We start from the raw sequence: 16,872 nt of genomic DNA on the forward strand, positions 1-16,872 counted from the left end.
TTTCCATGCCTCACTCTTACAATAAAAAAGGGGAATGTAGAATGAACGTTCAAACGATTACGAAAGAACAAGCTTGGGAAGTCCGACATATCGTCATGTGGCCTCATAAAGATTTCAGTTATGTTCAGCTGAAAGAGGATCCATCAGGCATGCACTATGGACTGTTTGAAAAAGGAGAGTTAAAATCAGTTGTTTCCTTATTTATAACAGGTGATGAAGCTCAATTCCGGAAATTTGCTACGCTCAAAGAAGAACAAGGAAAAGGGTACGGCAGTCATTTGCTAAAAGAGGTTTTGTTCAAACTCAAGAATCTTGGGATACGAAGGGTCTGGTGTAACGCACGAGAAAATAAAGTATCTTTTTATCAGGCATTCAAAATGAAAGAAACCACGCGTGTATTCACCAAATCTTCTACACGCTATGTAGTTATGGAACTATTTTTTTAAACAGCTAAAAAAGCAGCGTGCGGAAGCACGCTGCTTTTATTTTGCTGCTCTTATTTAAGAAAGACTGTAACCTTTAGTTTGGTTCAATCAATCCATATCGGCCATCTTTTCTTCGGTACACAACGTTTGTAATGTTTGTCTCAGCATTTGTAAATACAAAGAAACTATGTCCTAACATATTCATTTGTAAAATAGCCTCTTCGCTATCCATTGGTTTTAAATTAAATCGTTTTGTACGAACTAGCTCTAATTCATCCTCTTCAGTTGCAACAGCTACGTTCGCTTCACTTTCTAATGCTGCAAATAGATACTTCTCAGCACCTTTTTCACGCATTTTTCGATTCACTTTTGTTTTATGTTTACGAATTTGACGCTCTAATTTATCTAGGACAAGATCGACAGCTGCGTATAAATCACTGTGGGTCTCTTCAGCTCTCAATACGAGATCATTCATTGGGATTGTGACTTCTATTTTTTGATCGTTATTGTAGACTTTTAAGTTTACATTTACGTCAGCAGTTGGTGTCTCGTCGAAATAACGCTCTAACTTACCAAGCTTTTTCTCTACGTATTCCCTAATTGCTGGAGTCACCTCAATGTTTTCACCGCGAATGTTATACATCATGTTCGAACTCCTCCTTTAATCCATTGCTATACCTCTACAATTCTACAATACCCGACACAATCCCTTCCTAAACTATTAAAATTTTTAGAAAATTTAGTGAAAATTTTTGGAACCTGAGAAAAGTTTATGAAAAAACCAAAAAAATAGACCTTCTTCATAAGAAGAAGGGTTGTATTTTTTGCGCAAAATTAATTTTTTTTATCGTAAAACATCCCATCAAACGATTTCATTTCGTAAGGGTTTACATAGCTGTTATTATGCTTTTTTTTCACTTTTAGCAAACGGAGATCTTCCATGATTCGATGCCGGATGAAGATCAGATTTTGATCAATCGTCTTATTCATTTCGACAATTTTCTTACCCATCCATTCATGATCTCTACTTTTTGGCGGCAGCTTCTCCATGAGGTCACGTCTTTTTAATAGAAGATACTCTAATTTCTGAATGTCCTCTTCTCGATTTTTGTCAGAAAATATTTGAGTAAGTTGGTAAATCTCGTCAGTTATCTGATACAGTTCGTTTATCATATTTATGCTTGGCCGCCGCTTCCATGGACTTGCTGGCGGTGAAGCTGCACAACTTGCTTCCACGTATCGCGGAACTCTGTTACATATTGTTCGGCTTCATCCAAGCTCTCTATGTCATTTTTTGTGTTCGCTTCAATTAAACACTGGTTGATATAGTCATACATAGTCATCATAGACTTAGCAACTTGCACGTTTGTATCAAGGGTAATCATTAATTCTTGAATAATATTTTGTGCTTTTAACAAATTCGTATTTTTTAGCTCAATATTTTTTTCCTGTATGCCTGTTCGTGCAAGTTTGATAAATTTCAAACACCCGTTATACAGCATAAGCGTTAACTCTCCTGGAGAGGCAGTCTGAACAGCTCCCTGCTGATACGCTTGATATGGATTATTTGCTGCCATAAACGTTCACTCCTTCTTAACTAAAATATTGCGATAACTGCGCGTTTTGAGCATTTGCATTTTGAATGGCTTTCTCCATTGCTGTAAACTGACGATAATACCGGTCCTCTACTTGTGTGAGCCTGCTTTCAAAACTAGTAATTTGGCTGTTTACGCTTTTTAAATTCCGCCCAAGCAAAAATTGTTCACTTGTCCATGTTGAACGGCCAGCGCGCTGCTCAACTTTGGATACGGTTTGAGTAATCGTATCTCGTAAACGTCGTACAATCCCTTTTTCACTTGTGGTACTTCCACTTTTCATAAATAAATCCATAACAGACTGCGGGTCTTTTTCAATTGCTTCTTTTAATTTAGTCCCGTCACCTTCAATCACTAGCTTGCCTCGATCACTATAGTTTGCGCTAGTTGAAATACCGATGTCCGTTAGCTGTGAAAATGCTCCGCTCACTCCTGATACAGAGGCATACCAGTTAGAACGCATTTGATTCAGCCCGCTTGATAAAATTGTGTCTCCTTTTAACAAACCGCTTTTTGCTTTATCATCCCACTGCTCAGCTTGTTTGTCCGTTAGCTTTTCTCTTTCTTGATCCGTCAAAGGCTGATAGTTTCGGTCTCTTTCTTCGGTAATCTTTCCATTAATTTTCTCAATCAGCTCATTATATTTAGTCACAAAATCTTTGATTGTATCAAATACTTTTTGCGTATCATTGCTTACGTTAACGCGCACATCTCCTGTGAAATTATTTTGAAGGGTATAGGTAACGCCTCCCGTTGTAAATGTATTAGACTTACGAGTTGTTTCTAGACCGTTTAGCGTAAATTTTGCGTCTGTTCCTTTCGCATTACCGGCAAGTTGTAGAAACCCCGTTGTCAAAAATGCTCCTGAAAAAACCATATTGGATCCATCTGGACTGTCAACAGAAGATAAATTCCCCGTATCTTTACGAGTCATGACAACTTTATTCGTTCCTTCATCAAAAAAAGCTGAAATGCCTACTTTTGAATTACTGATTTGTGTGAGAAGGGTGTTTAATGAGGTGGCACCATCAAATTCAAATGGCGTACTTCCCCCATCTTGAATATTTCCTGTTGCTTTGCCTGTACTATCATAAGTTGTCATAGAAAAGTTCAGCACATTTTGCTGATACGAGAACGCTTCAATTGTACTGCCGCTTGTTAATGTGGTACCAAACGTCATTTCACCTGTGTCTTCGTTAATAAATACTTCATTAGAATTTATAGTTCCCGCCGCTGTTCCTATTCTTACGGTATACGCTTTACTTGTACCATCCGTGGTAACGGATATAGAGTTTAAAGTGCCTGTGTTCTGATTTACAGCAGAAACAGCACCTTTAGCTAATTTCACTGTACTAGTATCCGCACTTAATGTTATGGCGGCTTGTTCCACTGTTTTCTCAGTCCAAACACTTGAATCCATCGACCCGCGTTGAGACCACAAGCTTTTCGTCGGATCCATACTAGAATCAATACTGGTGCTAATAGTCTGAGCAGCAGTCGCCATTGTCACGTTTGAAAGGGTATAAGACGCATTTCCTGCTGAGGAAGTAGCTGCTGCTTTTACTTTTGTTTCATCTGCTGAAGATACCGTTTTGGACGAATAAGAAGACTGCAAGGTCATATTAAAAGCAAGATTATTAAAGTCTGATAACAGCAAATTCATAGAGCGATAATCGTCGCGCTGCCACTCTAACGTTTGCTTTTGTTTTTTCATCTTATCAATAGGCATTCGTTCAGCCTTCATTAAATCACTGACGATTTGATCAATATCCATCCCACTTGCTAATCCACTTACTCTTACCACTTACCATCACCACCGTTTTTTTATTCATCTATCCATCAACTGCTAGCCATAAAATATAAGTATATTTTTTCGAATCTCCCTATTCGTTCATAGGTTCACCACTTCTCTATTTTGTATCGGTAAAACGAACATTTTTTTCATAGGTCAAAGGGTGCAAGATAGAAAAAGCTCACTTATTTTTTTACAATAAGTGAGCTTTTTATTATTGGCCAAACAAGTTCAGTTTCTGGGATAAATTCCTTTGAATATCCTTAGGAATAAGGTATGGTGCTAGATTTATAATATCTCGTAACGAATCAATGGTTACAGAGGCAGATAAATTTATATATTCATCCGTTGTATCTGCTTGCTCAAACGAAATGGAATCTGGCAAATTATTGAGCAGAGTAATTTCATTCATTTCTTTATCGACCGTGACATCAGAAGACTCGTTAATATTTAAGCGATCCCATACAAGAGACCTCGGAATCGGCATTCTTCCTAAATGCACACTATTCACCTTCAAAACAAGCTTTCCATTCTCCGCATTTGGTGTTACATCAACTACAAACTGTGATTCCATAAAAGATACTACATGTTTATTAATATAAAATTTTATATGTTCCGGAAGCAACTCCGCTTCTGCTCCCTCAACCGTTTCATCATTTTCATAAAGGTAGCTGCGCAAATAATCGTTAACATCGCTCTCGCTCAATCGGTAGCCTAAAATAGGGGAGCCTCCGTTCAGTTCTAGCGACGTCGCACGAGCGGACTTTTCTTGTGCTAGTGAAGATAATGAAGCAGTCTGATCAAGCTTTTCAACATTTCTAACTGGACTAACGAAAAAATACAACCCAAATAAAAGGATAATAAATAGAAAAATAACAGCTATAAATTTTCTCAAACACACGCACCCTTTCAAACATTCTTCTTGGAACATAATACCGATTTATCTTTTATCATACAAGATAAATAAGATGTATGTCGAAAACTTGTATAAAATGTACGTATATACTCGACATCCCAAATGGCGAATAAGTCTATAGTGAATAAAACAAGTCTTTTTCGACTTAAAATGCGTCGATTTTAGTAACTTAAAGTCGATTTTTATAGGAATTTGATAATTGGCACACTTCTTGCTTATTATAAAGGTAAGGGGAGGAATTTCTATTTATATTTTCAGAATTTACTTTATTTTCTAATAGTCTTTCGATAATTTTAAAGGAGTGAATACGATGGGAAACAAAACAGAATCACACGGAAAGTTAAAGCAACGTCACGTTTCCATGATTTCCATTGCAGGTATTATCGGGGCCGGCTTGTTTGTAGGAAGCGGATCCGTTATTAACGCAACAGGCCCAGCAGCAGTAGTTTCATATGCAGCAGCCGGACTGTTAGTCGTTCTATTAATGCGTATGCTCGGTGAAATGGCTATGGTAAATCCAGATAAAGGTTCATTCGCGACATATGCTCAGCAAGGAATTGGCCCGTGGGCAGGTTATGCTGTTGGATGGCTTTACTGGTTTTTCTGGCTAATTGTAATTGCAATCGAAGCCACTGCAGGAGGAGCAATTGTTCATGAATGGCTCCCTTCCGTACCAATTTGGCTTTTAAGCTTAATCTTAACCTTTGCATTAACCTTAACAAACTTATTCTCTGTCAAATCATTTGGAGAATTTGAATATTGGTTTGCAATGATTAAAATTGTGGCAATCGTTGCTTTTATGGGAATCGGTTTAGCTATTATTTTCGGATTAATCCCAGGTACATCTTCACCTGGTTTAGCTAATTTAACGGGGCACGGAGGCTTTATGCCAAAAGGTACGAACTCTATCTTTTTAGGAGTTATTACCGTTATTTTCTCTTATTTTGGAGCTGAAATTGCGGCTATTGCAGCTAGTGAATCAGAAAATCCAGCAAAAGCTATTACAACTGCTATTCGCAGTGTCGTATGGCGAATTTTAATTTTCTATATTGGTTCAGTTGCTATTTTAGTAACTCTTTTACCTTGGAACTCAGCTGATTTACTAAAAAGTCCGTACGTAACAATGTTAGAAATGGTCAACATTCCAGCAGCTGCACAAATTATGAATTTAGTCGTATTAGTATCCGTTTTGTCTTGCTTAAACTCTGCTTTATATACGAACTCGCGAATGATTTTATCATTAGCTCAAAAAGGACAAGCTCCTCGTGCTTTAGCAAAGGTAAGCAAATCAGGCGTGCCGGCAAGAGCCGTATGGATTAGCACAGCTGCCGCATATGTATGTGCTATCTTTAGCTTCGTTTCGCCGGATAAACTCTTTTTATTCTTAGTTAACGCATCAGGAGCCATTGCTCTTATTGTGTACTTAGCTATCGCTATTTCGCATTTACGCCTGCGTAAGAAAATGATTCAAGCCAACCAGCCAATTAAAGGAATGAAAATGTGGTTGTTCCCGTATTTAACATACGTAACAATTGCTGTTATTACCGTGATCTTCTTATCAATGGCATTTATTGATTCGATGCGCTCACAGTTTTTCTTAACTCTTGGATTAACCGCTGTTGTTCTTCTTTCATACTCATTCATCAAAAAAACAAATAACAAGCGACCTGACGATCAATTTTCCGAGTCAGAAAATATTGCAAAATAAAAAAAGCCGCATCTGCGGCTTTTTTTATTGTGTTTTTGATTATTTCTCAACCGATATGTCACGATGAAGGTTTCGAAGCGGCTGAGGAGGGCAAATACGTCGCGTTGCGTAAGAAACAATAAAAATAGTTAACAACCCGCCTACCATCGCAAATGTACGAAATGGAAACATGACCACCCCGTCTTCTATCATCGGATACGGAAGCAGCGCTTTTAAATGAAGCAGCGGTTCCCCTCCACCGATTCGAAGAACAAGAGACACAATGAATCCAGCCAAAGATCCGTACCAGTTTGCTCCTTTAAAGAACAAAGCGCAAACCAATTGTGGAAAAAGAATACAATACACTAGGTCCCCTGATAAATACCATAAGGAGTAGACACTCTCAGAGTTTAAAGCAATTAAAGTTGCTCCAGTTCCAATAATAATGATAGAACGTTTAATAACTTTATCTAACTGCGCCTGTGTCGCATTTGGTTTTACAATCGGACGATACACGTTCCAAGCTGCCATTCCCGAAGCTGAAAGTAACGAAGCCGCTACTGCAGCCATGACGGCAGCAGCTAGTCCTCCAAGCGCAATCGCTCCTACTAAATCAGGCGTTAGATATTTAAATACGTATGTTAAAATCATAGACGCGCTCTCAGGGCTTGACGCTCCAAATGAAGACCAGTCCGCACTGTAACCAATCATTCCTATTAAAGTTGGAGGCAAGGCCGCTAGAGCGCAAAAAATGCCGGCTGTAATAGATAGCCACATTGCTGCTTTTTCATTTTTAGCAGATAACACGCGCTGAAAATAAATCTGCCATGGAATACCACCAAAAATAAGTAAAAATGTGCTATCCCACCATTGCCAATATGTATTTCCCCATTTTGGATCTTCCCAGCCTTTTAATGGAGGAAATAAATGAAGAGAACCAGTCATACCTTCTGAATAAGTAGAAAAAACGGCTCCCACCCCTCCCGTATTCGAAAATGCAAAAGGAAGCACCAGAAATAATCCTAAAAACATAATAGAAAGCTGTAAGATATCGGTATGTGCTACTGCCCACAAGCCGCCAATCACGGTGTATGCAATGGCAATAAGTGCGGAAAGAATGATGGAAATTGAAAAACTGAGGCCTAAAATCACACCGAATGTTGTTCCTAAAGCAGTTAAGATAGCTGCGCTCCAAAACAGCTCTCCTAATATAGCTGGAAAATAAAGAACCGTAGCCATTTTCTTACCGAAACGAGATTCTAGAGGATCGAGCATTGTCATAAACTCAAACCTTCTCATCTTTCTAGCAAAAAAGATACCGCCTAAAATTAAGCTGATTGAATAACACCATGGCGCTTGCGTCCAAGTCAGTCCTGAGGAATAAACAGTTTCGGCCGTTCCAGCAATATACCCTCCACCTACCCAAGTAGCGGTCATTGTGAACATTGAAATCCATAGCGGCATAGATCTTCCCGCAACAAGCATATCATCTGATTTTCCTTTTTTACTTGCAGCAGCTCGAGCACCAATAAAGTAAATAACACCATACATAATGAACATTAAAATGAGGCCTGGCCAATAGAGATCTGGATTATAGAGAGAATAGATAAATGCGACAACCATAAAGATGAAAAATCCTATAATAGTTGTCCATAAGGGGGTTAGTAGACGGTTGTTTCTGTTTGATTTCCCTGAAAAGTCAGAAGTCTCATTCGACTTTTCAGGCCTGGCTTGTTGTGTGTCTGAACGAAATGGCTTTTTAGCATTTTGCATCGTCTCACATCCTTTAAATTGATAAAGAAATCTAAAGACATAACTGTCCTCTATTCCTTTTTCCTACCAGCATACAATTAAACCTAAAAATAGATTTTTTTAGAATAAACTATAAATAGTTGGATTATAAATACCAATACGAAGGGGAGAAATTACGTTTATATAATTATATTAAAATAATTTAAATTGACTTATTTTATTATTCAGCTAAAAATTCATAATTATTTTCATCTTCTCTCTAAACTCCTTTCTTAATTTCCACATTCAAAATCCTTTGTTTCTCAAGGTTTGTATGCAAGCAGATATCGTACTATGGTTAATATATCTGAATGTTTAGGATATTGTCAAAAAAGTTTAAGGGTTTTCATATAAAAAAAGAATAATATTCTCATAGCTCATACATAAAAAAACCTTTTGTATCAAGGGACATAGCAATCAGTATTTTTTAATTACTTTTTGTTAAATTTTTTCTTAATATCCGAATAATCAGCTCTTAATAGAGAAGAAAATCAATTTAAATTCAGAACATTTAAAGTTTTTGGATTTGACTAAATTAAATGGCCGATGCTATAATTCAAATTGTTAAGAACGTTAAATATAAATTTAACAAATTCTATTATTTGGAGGTCGATGCTATTGGAACAAACACTTATGCTTGAGAAAATGCACATAAACGGCCAATGGGTTGAAGCACGCGGCGGCGAGAAAAGAGAAATTGTAAACCCCTTTAATCAAGAGGTTATCGCTGTCGTTACAGAAGGAAATCGTGCTGATGCCATAGAAGCCATTGAATCAGCTAGAAAAGCTTTTGATGCAGGTGAATGGTCTAAATTTACAGCGGCCGAAAGAGGTTCTTTGTTATTTAAAGTAGCGGAAGAAATTCGCAATGATCGCGAGGAACTAGCAAAGCTTGAAACCTTAAATACCGGAAAAACCCTCGTTGAAAGCCTAGCAGACATGGATGGAATTGCTGATGTCTTTCAATACTATGCTGGATTAGCAGATAAAGATGGCGGACAGATGATTGAGTCACCTAATCCCGATTCTGTTAGCCGCGTTGTCCGTGAGCCTGTAGGCGTGTGCAGCCAAATTACTCCTTGGAATTACCCGTTATTGCAAGCCTCTTGGAAATTGGCTCCCGCACTTGCTGCTGGGAACACAATTGTTATTAAACCAAGCGAAATCACCCCTTTAACAACTATTCATATGATGAAAATTTTTGAAAGAGTTGGCTTTCCAGCAGGCGTCATTAACATTGTGCTCGGTCCAGGTGCGACCGTTGGACAAGAAATGGCAGAGAGTCACTTAGTAGATTTAGTTTCCTTTACAGGTGGCGGAGTATCTGGACGTAAAGTCATGCAGGCTGCCGCAGGCAACTTTAAAAAAATTGCTCTTGAACTCGGAGGGAAAAATCCGAATATCGTCTTTGCTGACGCTGACTTTGACACTGCGGTTGACTATGCATTAAATGCGGTCTTCTTTCATGCTGGTCAAGTTTGTTCAGCTGGTGCGAGATTACTCGTTCAAGATGATATTCACGATAAATTTGTTTCAGCAGTTATTGAACAAGCCAAAAAAATTAAGCTAGGGGACGGCATGGACGAAGCCACTCAAATGGGACCCGTTATCTCAAAAGAACATCTAGCTAAAGTGGAACATTATATTGAGCTAGGGAAACAAGAAGGTGCTTCTCTTGTTTTAGGAGGCAAGCGTCCAACTCAGGATTCTTTACAAAAAGGATTATTTATCGAACCAACTATTTTTACAAACTGTCATGGAGACATGAAAGTTGTCCAAGAAGAGTCATTTGGTCCGATTATGACAATTGAGCGCTTCAGTACTGAAGAAGAAGCAGTCGCACTTGCTAATGATACGATCTATGGATTAGCTGGAGCTGTTTGGACAAGTGATATGAACCGAGCTGAACGTGTAGTGAAAGCACTCCGTATGGGAACAACTTGGATTAACGATTATCATCCCTACTTCCCGCAAGCTCCTTGGGGAGGTTATAAGCAATCTGGGATTGGAAGAGAGCTTAGCCATATCGGTCTAGAAGAGTATACGGAAATTAAACATATTTATACCAATACAAATCCACAGCCAATGCGCTGGTTTCAATAAAAATTAAGGGGGAATTTAAAGATGTTTATGCGATTTGAAAGAATGGAACGTTTAAAAAGTTTTGAGATGCCAACGGTTGTAAAACATGGAATTGGTGCTGTAAAACATACTGGAGAGGAAGTAAAAAACCTAGGTGTGTCTAAAGTTTTATTAGTAACAGATCCTGGTGTAAAAAAAGTAGGTTTAGCAGATCCCGTAATCGCTAGTTTAAAAGAAGCGGACGTAGACGTTATTCTATTTGACCAAGTAGAAGCCAACCCTTCTATTCACGTAGTAGCAGACGGCACAAAAATGTACAAGGAAAATGGATGCAACGGACTAGTAGCTGTTGGAGGCGGAAGTTCAATGGATACGGCAAAAGCTATTGGTGTAGAAGTAGCTCATAATGCTCCCGTCTTAGATTATGAAGCAGCTGAAGGAAAAAAACCTTTAACAAAACGTATCCCTCCTTTAACAACAATCCCTACAACTGCGGGTACAGGAAGCGAAGTCACACAATGGGCCGTCATTACGGATCCTGTTCGTGAGTTTAAGTTTAATACAGGTGGACCTTTAATTGCTGCTCACTTAACAATTATTGATCCAGAACTGCACGTATCTATGCCTTCACATATTACGGCCGGTACAGGAATTGACGCATTAGCTCATGCAATTGAGTGTTATACATGCCACTTTGCGCAACCAATGACAGACTCTGTTGCTTTATTGGCTATTGAGTACGTTGGAAAATACTTACGACGTGCAGTTGCAAATGGACAGGATATCGAAGCACGCTATGGAATGGCGCATGCAGCTATGCTTGCTGGCCTTTCATATGGAAGTGAATCTGCAGGAGCAGCTCACGCGATGGCTCAAACATTAGGAGGCATTTATCCAATTGCCCATGGCCCTTGCGTAGCAGCAATGCTAGGTCCTGTAATGGAGTATAACTGGATGGGTGAGCCTGAGAAATTTGCGCGCATAGCTCAAGCTCTAGGGGTCAATACACATGAACTAACACTTGAAGAAGCAGCTCAAGCAGCTGTTCGTGAAGTATATCAATTAGTTAAAGATGTACAAATCCCTTCTTTAGAAGAACAAGGTGTTCCAAAAGAAGCGGTTTCTCGCTTAGCGCAAGAAGCATTTAATGATCCTCAAACAGTTGGGAATCCTCGTGATTTAACTGTAAAAAGTTACGAATGGATTTATAACCGCTGTTTTGAAGCTACACCATTAACCGTATAAAAATGATAAAAGGCTGTTGATTTTTCAACAGCCTTTTTTATGTTACTCTTTCGCTAATTCTTCATTTAAAATATCGATGATTCTTCGGTCGTCAAAAACTTTCACTACTTTTTTCAAGAAATGATAATAATGTTTGGACTCTATAATCTGCGCTAAATTACGCTTTGCTTTTACTGCGATCTCCTCAGGTACATCTTCATCATTTAAAAGAATCTGCAGCTTGTTTTCCGCTTCTTCGATTGCCTCTAAATTAACTGAAATTTCTCTTTGCCACTTCTTACAGAAAAATGAAAAAAAGGACTTAGAAAAATCTTTTTCTGCTTCATATAAGTCTTTTCGAACGCCTTTTTTCCACACTTTGTGGACCATGTCAATATTTTGCAGTGAACGAATAGATGTACTCATCGTTGGTTTACTCATACCCAATTCTTCACTCATTTGATCTAATGTAACAGGTTCATCCATAAAATAAAGCATGCCATACAGCCTTCCTACTGAAGGTGTAACACCATATAAATCCATCGTATCAGCTAAAGCACTGACAACCACATCTTCGGCTTCTTTTAATAAATCATGATACTCTTGAACATCACTCATTTACTCTTCTCCTCTTTTGTTAAATTTATTTGAATTATACTTAATAAATTTAATGATACACGATAAAAAGGAAAAAAACAGAAATTCAGTTCAATTTTTTGATAAAAAAGAAGCCTTCTCTTAAAGAGAAAGGCTTAAGACATAGTGGGGAATACTATATGTTTATCTTTCCCGATTTAGATATTATTTATACGGTATATTTTTAATTATTTTCAACCTGATTGTTTTATTTCTTTTTCGGTAATTGTTTCAGCATATCAATAGCATGTAATGTAATTTGAGAAGCACTTTTATTTTCGTTACGTATTTCTTCATAAATCTCTTGTCTATGAATATCTACAGACTTTGGAGCTTGAATTCCTAACTTTACTTGATCACCATTAACTGCAAGGACGGTCACTTCAATTTCATCACCTATTTTGATTGTTTCATGTAACTTTCGTGTTAAAACAAGCATGGACTCACTCCTTATCTATTCCTCTTACTCAAATAACCTGTGCTTCGTTTCGTAAGCTGTATTCATTAAAATCACTTGCTTAGCAAGCTGTTGCTTTGTATTAATAATAACAGGAGCCTGCAAATTAGCCGTTATCTTTTCCACAGAATCTGACATCGTAAGCAATACGTAAACAGCTGCATCTTCCGCTTGTTGTAATTGAAGCTTTTCGATTTCCTGAGGTTCTAGTTGAAAATCATAATCTAAAAAAAACTGAAATGGATCCGTGATAATAAAAGCTAATTCTTTGGTTTGAGTAGACTGCAGAACTTGGAAAGCTTCGGCTTCCGGAAGTGGTAAAATAACAAATTCAGTTTCTTCCAAAAAACCTGGAATCCCTTGATTAAATGTCAGTGTTTGCTGATTATCTATTTCTATATCTCCATGATAGCTTGTGGAAATTTTCATCTCATCACACCTTTGTTAATTAATTTTTTCTTGTTATCTTTTTTCATTATAAAAAAGCTCCTTCTGTGTAGAAGGAGCTTTTTAACGCAAGAAATCTAGCAGCGTAGGCTGAATAATTTGAGCCCCTACTCCCAAAGCAGCACGATGCACGCTTTCTTGTACGGTTAAATCCGTAATGACTTTTTCAATATCTGCATCTTCATTATTTGAAAGCATCTTAGTAGCCGTAATTTCCTGTGAATCAAGGCGGTTTTCGATCAGCTCAAGCCGATTGCTCCTTGCTCCCAATTCAGATCGCTCCGCTAATAGCGTAGACAGCTGCGTGTCTACCTGTGTAGAAAGATCTTTTAGTGAGTTTACATCGTTTTGTTCAAAAGCTGTTTGAACATTGTTCATTAAGTCGAATGCACCTTGTCCAAAGATGTTTTCAGGATGAATATTGACTCTCAGCTGGATACCTTTTGATACCTCAACTGAAAAAGGATCTAGGTTAATAGTTGACTTGATTGTACCACTTGCGTCCTCACTAACAGGTGGCGCTCCTACATTTACACCGTTAAAGATATAGTTTCCTGCCACCTGCGTATTGCCGACTTGCATATAATCCAGCTTTAACTGTTCAATTTCACGTGCAATCGCTTGTCGGTCATCACTTTCATTCGTACCGTTTAACCCTTGCACGACCAGCTCTTTAGTGCGCTGAAGAATGGAATTGACTTGTTCAAGTCCTGATTCTGAACTATCAAACCAAGACTGAGCTTCTGTTAAATTACGTTTATATTGATTTACTTCAGAAAGATTAGACCGATACGCCATTCCTTTCGTAGCTACTACCGGGTCATCGGAAGGACGAGTAATTTTCTTTCCCGTTGATAATTGGTTTTGAAGGGTTTCCAGCTTATTATAGCTATTGCTAATCTGTTTTAACGAATTAGCCGCTAACATTCCTTGTGTGACACGCATCTTTACCTTCCTCCAGTTCCAAGACCGTTTACAATTTTATCAAGCATTTCATCAATCATCGTCACCATACGGGCACTAGCGTTATATGCATGCTGAAACTGAATCATATTGGTCATCTCTTCATCCAATGAAACTGCACTGGTAGACTGGCGCCTTTGCTCCACAGCTCCTTGGAGAGTTTCTGAATTACTTTTTAAGCGGTTGGCTTGTTGGGCATCTACTGACATTTGGCCAATGACAGATTGATAAAATCCATCTAATGAAACAGCTCCGTTTCCGGAATTAATAAGCACCTTTTGACGAAATTGAGACAACAGCTGAGCATTTTGTCCATCTCCTTTGCGGCCAGTTCCATCATCTTCAGAAGAGGCCGAAGAAGCAGCAGCGATATTGTTTGTGTTTTGTTTAATTTTATCAGCAATAACAATTCCAGTTGCAGCTCCTTCTTTTTGAGAAATCTCATTAAAAAAGGACACACCATTCTCACCATCTAGCGTGACACCTTGTTCGTGCTTATCATTAAACCAGTTCACAAATTCATATGCCATTTCATCTAAATCATCAATCATTGAAGCGTAAACACCAGTTCTATTACCACTATTATCTATATATCCAGAAGCCTCAATTAACCCTTTAAGTTTTCCTTGAGGAAATGACTCAGGGTTCCGTATCTCATCCCCTATATGAATGCCCGTCACATAGGAATCTTGATTTGTTGTCAAACTGATGGCATTTATTTGATGAGTTTTCCCATCTAAAAGAGTAATAGGTCCTTGAGACGTTTGAAGCTGAACCGTTACCACTCCTTCTGACGTTGCAGAAGCGTTCCCGCTGCTTTTTGTATACTCTAAAGAAACCGGCATAAATTTAGAAATCTCATCTAGCAGCCGATCTCTTTCATCATACAAATCATTAGGTAAATAGCCATTTGGTTCTACGTTTTGTATTTGTTGGTTCACATTATTTATTTGCTCTAGCAACGAATTTACTTGTGTTACGGCTACGTCACGCTCGTTTTGTAAATCACCTTGAATCGTTTTTAAAGAAGTAGATAAATAAGAGAAAGTATCGCCTACTGCTTCAGCTCGTTCAATCATAACAGACCTGGCTCCTGCTTCTGAAGGGTGTGAAGCTACATCTTGAATGGCCTCAAAGAATTGATTAAAAACAGCTGAAAGTCCATCTTCAGTAGGTTCATTCATAATTTCCTCCATTTTTTCAAGAGCACCAGCGCGTGCATCCCAATACCCCACTTTAATGGTTTCATCTCGATACTGGGTATCTAAAAATGTATCACGTATTCGCTCTACCGTGCTGGCTTCTACTCCCATTCCTATTTGACCCGCAGTCCCAGTCTGATTCATCCCTGGGGCCGGATAAGCTGGGAACGTTTCTAAACTTACTCGCTGACGCGTATAGCCCGGCGTATTTGCATTAGATACGTTATGGCCAATCGTGTAAAGAGCCGCTTGTTGGGCGTCCATTCCTCGTTTAGCCACCTGCAAACCATGAAATGTTGAACTCATTCTGCTTTCCTCCGTTCTTTATGCCTTCGAATTAAAAATAGAGTTGGACTGAAACGATCTATTATTTGTTTTTGTGTAATTGAACGAATCCTCTCGCTTCGATGGAACAAGAAGGTCTAGTTCGGTATGAATCAGCTGTAAAGACTGTGTGAGCAGCTGATTGTTTAAGTCATTTGCATACTTTATATCTTGAATGATATCTATTAGCTGTTTTTGAAAGGGTATCAAGATGGAGTGTTCAGAGAATGAGCCTGCTATTTCTTCAATGGAGCGAGCAGTATGTCCGCTTTTTTCCATTGCTTCTATACGTTTTGTTTCCAGTGCAGAAATAGCAGCTATATGAGATTGCTCTTTTTGCAAAGAAGCCGTCAATGCCTTTACATCTTGTTTAATAATAAAATTCGTTTTCTCTTTAACAATGACAGACAAACTTTTATGAAGCGTTACTTGTTTTTCTAGTATCGTTTGAATTTCTTGCACGTTCAATCAATGTCAGTCCTTTTATTTTTTATAGAAATCTACAATACTTTTAGCAATTTCTTTTCCGTTAATTTCGTATGTTCCGCTGTTAATTTGCTGTTTGAGCTTCTCCAATTTTTCAAGTCTTTCTGGAGATGGTTCATTTCCCTGAAGTTTCTTCGCCTCAGATGAAATATGAATCTGATCTTGTGGATTTTTTTTAGAGACCTGTTCTGTTTTTTCTGATTGTTTTTTGTACGGATTTATTCCAAATAAGTTCGATGGGTTAATCTTCATCTCTCTCACCTCTTTTTATATTTGTATCCGTTATCTCTATTCATTATATCGGAATTTCCACCTAAACCTTTAGCATCCGCAAGGAAGTTGAGACCATTTTCACAGTCCACCTTAAACATAGGTCTATAGATAGAGAGTCTGCAAACATTCAGCACACTTTTACTCTTTTTTCCTTTCGTTAGAACGATAGGTGGGACGCGTGGGCTCTTCATTTGAACGAATCATCTCACGATTATGCTTTTCTAACCCATGTTTAATTTCTTGAGAGCATGAATGGCAAAGTTTCCCTTCCCGAATCTGAGCGTTGCATTGCATGCATGGATAGCTTATATTTGGAAAGTTAGCTAACACTAAGCGACCTTGTCGAATAAATTGATGAATTAACAAATCTGAAACGCCCGTTTCTTTCATCACTTCGTAAGTCGTTGCTGTACGATTTGCTCTTTTCTTCAAGAATGAAGAAACACGTTGAAACAGAGCTTCTTCTTTGTCAAAACATGATTTACATATACTTATTGATCCAATTTTCACAAATAAATGACCGCATTCCCTGCAATTATCTAACGTTCCCATATTCGAAACTCCTCATTTGT

18 protein-coding genes are annotated in these 16,872 nt (G+C 38.2%); 4 read left to right on the forward strand and 14 right to left on the reverse strand.

Features of this window, described 5'->3' with window-relative positions; translation table 11 throughout:
• Positions 1-41: 41 nt before the first annotated feature.
• Positions 42-446 carry a GNAT family N-acetyltransferase gene (locus ACH6EI_RS22250; RefSeq protein ID WP_028412025.1) on the forward strand — a complete coding sequence of 135 codons (405 nt, stop codon included), beginning with the start codon at positions 42-44 and terminating at the stop codon, positions 444-446.
• A gap of 73 nt (positions 447-519) precedes the next feature.
• Here ACH6EI_RS22250 and hpf read toward each other — a convergent pair whose 3' ends face one another.
• The 5 genes from hpf to ACH6EI_RS22275 form a co-directional block, all read right to left on the reverse strand.
• Positions 520-1,071: a ribosome hibernation-promoting factor, HPF/YfiA family gene (hpf, locus tag ACH6EI_RS22255; RefSeq protein WP_013059750.1), complete on the reverse strand. Its 552-nt coding sequence runs from the start codon at positions 1,069-1,071 to the stop codon at positions 520-522.
• Between the two features lie 188 nt (positions 1,072-1,259).
• A complete protein-coding gene (gene fliT / locus ACH6EI_RS27845; RefSeq protein ID WP_099000237.1) occupies positions 1,260-1,598 on the reverse strand; it encodes a flagellar protein FliT in 339 nt (112 codons plus the stop codon).
• 2 nt (positions 1,599-1,600) lie between these two features.
• Positions 1,601-2,002 carry a flagellar export chaperone FliS gene (gene fliS / locus ACH6EI_RS22265; RefSeq protein ID WP_028412023.1) on the reverse strand — a complete coding sequence of 134 codons (402 nt, stop codon included), beginning with the start codon at positions 2,000-2,002 and terminating at the stop codon, positions 1,601-1,603.
• A gap of 16 nt (positions 2,003-2,018) precedes the next feature.
• Positions 2,019-3,824: a flagellar filament capping protein FliD gene (fliD, locus tag ACH6EI_RS22270; RefSeq protein WP_099331334.1), complete on the reverse strand. Its 1,806-nt coding sequence runs from the start codon at positions 3,822-3,824 to the stop codon at positions 2,019-2,021.
• Positions 3,825-4,026: 202 nt separating this feature from the next.
• The gene (locus tag ACH6EI_RS22275) at positions 4,027-4,707 is read right to left on the reverse strand and encodes a hypothetical protein (protein WP_028412021.1); all 681 of its coding nucleotides are present in this window, start codon (positions 4,705-4,707) and stop codon (positions 4,027-4,029) included.
• Positions 4,708-5,038: 331 nt separating this feature from the next.
• Here ACH6EI_RS22275 and ACH6EI_RS22280 point away from each other — a divergent pair, with 331 nt between their 5' ends.
• Positions 5,039-6,436 (forward strand): amino acid permease, encoded by a 1,398-nt coding sequence (locus ACH6EI_RS22280; RefSeq protein ID WP_028412020.1) that lies wholly within the window; start codon positions 5,039-5,041, stop codon positions 6,434-6,436.
• Positions 6,437-6,475: 39 nt separating this feature from the next.
• On the opposite strand, the gene ACH6EI_RS22285 is transcribed toward ACH6EI_RS22280, so the two are convergent.
• On the reverse strand, positions 6,476-8,188 hold the full coding sequence (locus ACH6EI_RS22285) for a high affinity choline transporter 1 (protein ID WP_028412019.1): 1,713 nt from the start codon (positions 8,186-8,188) through the stop codon (positions 6,476-6,478).
• A gap of 630 nt (positions 8,189-8,818) precedes the next feature.
• Between ACH6EI_RS22285 and betB the strand changes: the two genes are divergently transcribed.
• Together betB and gbsB are read left to right on the forward strand one after the other, a co-directional pair.
• Entirely contained in the window at positions 8,819-10,309 is a 1,491-nt protein-coding gene (gene betB / locus ACH6EI_RS22290) for a betaine-aldehyde dehydrogenase (protein WP_189643484.1), read from the forward strand.
• A 21-nt stretch (positions 10,310-10,330) separates the two neighbouring features.
• Positions 10,331-11,533, forward strand: a complete 1,203-nt coding sequence (gene gbsB, locus ACH6EI_RS22295; RefSeq protein WP_016765895.1) for a choline dehydrogenase — start codon at positions 10,331-10,333, stop codon at positions 11,531-11,533.
• Between the two features lie 42 nt (positions 11,534-11,575).
• Here gbsB and cudC read toward each other — a convergent pair whose 3' ends face one another.
• From cudC to ACH6EI_RS22335, 8 genes are all read right to left on the reverse strand, one after another.
• Positions 11,576-12,130, reverse strand: coding sequence for a choline uptake/conversion transcriptional regulator CudC (cudC, locus tag ACH6EI_RS22300; RefSeq protein ID WP_028409671.1), 555 nt, complete (start codon positions 12,128-12,130; stop codon positions 11,576-11,578).
• Between the two features lie 226 nt (positions 12,131-12,356).
• Complete coding sequence (csrA, locus tag ACH6EI_RS22305; protein ID WP_029714345.1) at positions 12,357-12,587, reverse strand: carbon storage regulator CsrA; 231 nt, start codon at positions 12,585-12,587, stop codon at positions 12,357-12,359.
• Positions 12,588-12,611: 24 nt separating this feature from the next.
• The gene (gene fliW, locus ACH6EI_RS22310; RefSeq protein ID WP_028412016.1) at positions 12,612-13,034 is read right to left on the reverse strand and encodes a flagellar assembly protein FliW; all 423 of its coding nucleotides are present in this window, start codon (positions 13,032-13,034) and stop codon (positions 12,612-12,614) included.
• 81 nt (positions 13,035-13,115) lie between these two features.
• Positions 13,116-13,997 (reverse strand): flagellar hook-associated protein FlgL, encoded by an 882-nt coding sequence (gene flgL, locus ACH6EI_RS22315; RefSeq protein ID WP_034264317.1) that lies wholly within the window; start codon positions 13,995-13,997, stop codon positions 13,116-13,118.
• Between the two features lie 2 nt (positions 13,998-13,999).
• A complete protein-coding gene (gene flgK / locus ACH6EI_RS22320; RefSeq protein WP_028412014.1) occupies positions 14,000-15,523 on the reverse strand; it encodes a flagellar hook-associated protein FlgK in 1,524 nt (507 codons plus the stop codon).
• 18 nt (positions 15,524-15,541) lie between these two features.
• Positions 15,542-16,003 (reverse strand): flagellar protein FlgN, encoded by a 462-nt coding sequence (locus tag ACH6EI_RS22325; RefSeq protein WP_226313316.1) that lies wholly within the window; start codon positions 16,001-16,003, stop codon positions 15,542-15,544.
• 21 nt (positions 16,004-16,024) lie between these two features.
• The gene (gene flgM / locus ACH6EI_RS22330) at positions 16,025-16,279 is read right to left on the reverse strand and encodes a flagellar biosynthesis anti-sigma factor FlgM (protein ID WP_014457790.1); all 255 of its coding nucleotides are present in this window, start codon (positions 16,277-16,279) and stop codon (positions 16,025-16,027) included.
• 159 nt (positions 16,280-16,438) lie between these two features.
• Positions 16,439-16,852, reverse strand: coding sequence for a TIGR03826 family flagellar region protein (locus ACH6EI_RS22335; RefSeq protein ID WP_028412012.1), 414 nt, complete (start codon positions 16,850-16,852; stop codon positions 16,439-16,441).
• Positions 16,853-16,872 lie beyond the last annotated feature (20 nt).

Origin of the sequence: Priestia sp. JSM ZJ58, assembly GCF_044383985.1 — a bacterium.
Classification (GTDB): Bacteria; Bacillota; Bacilli; order Bacillales; family Bacillaceae_H; genus Priestia; species Priestia zanthoxyli.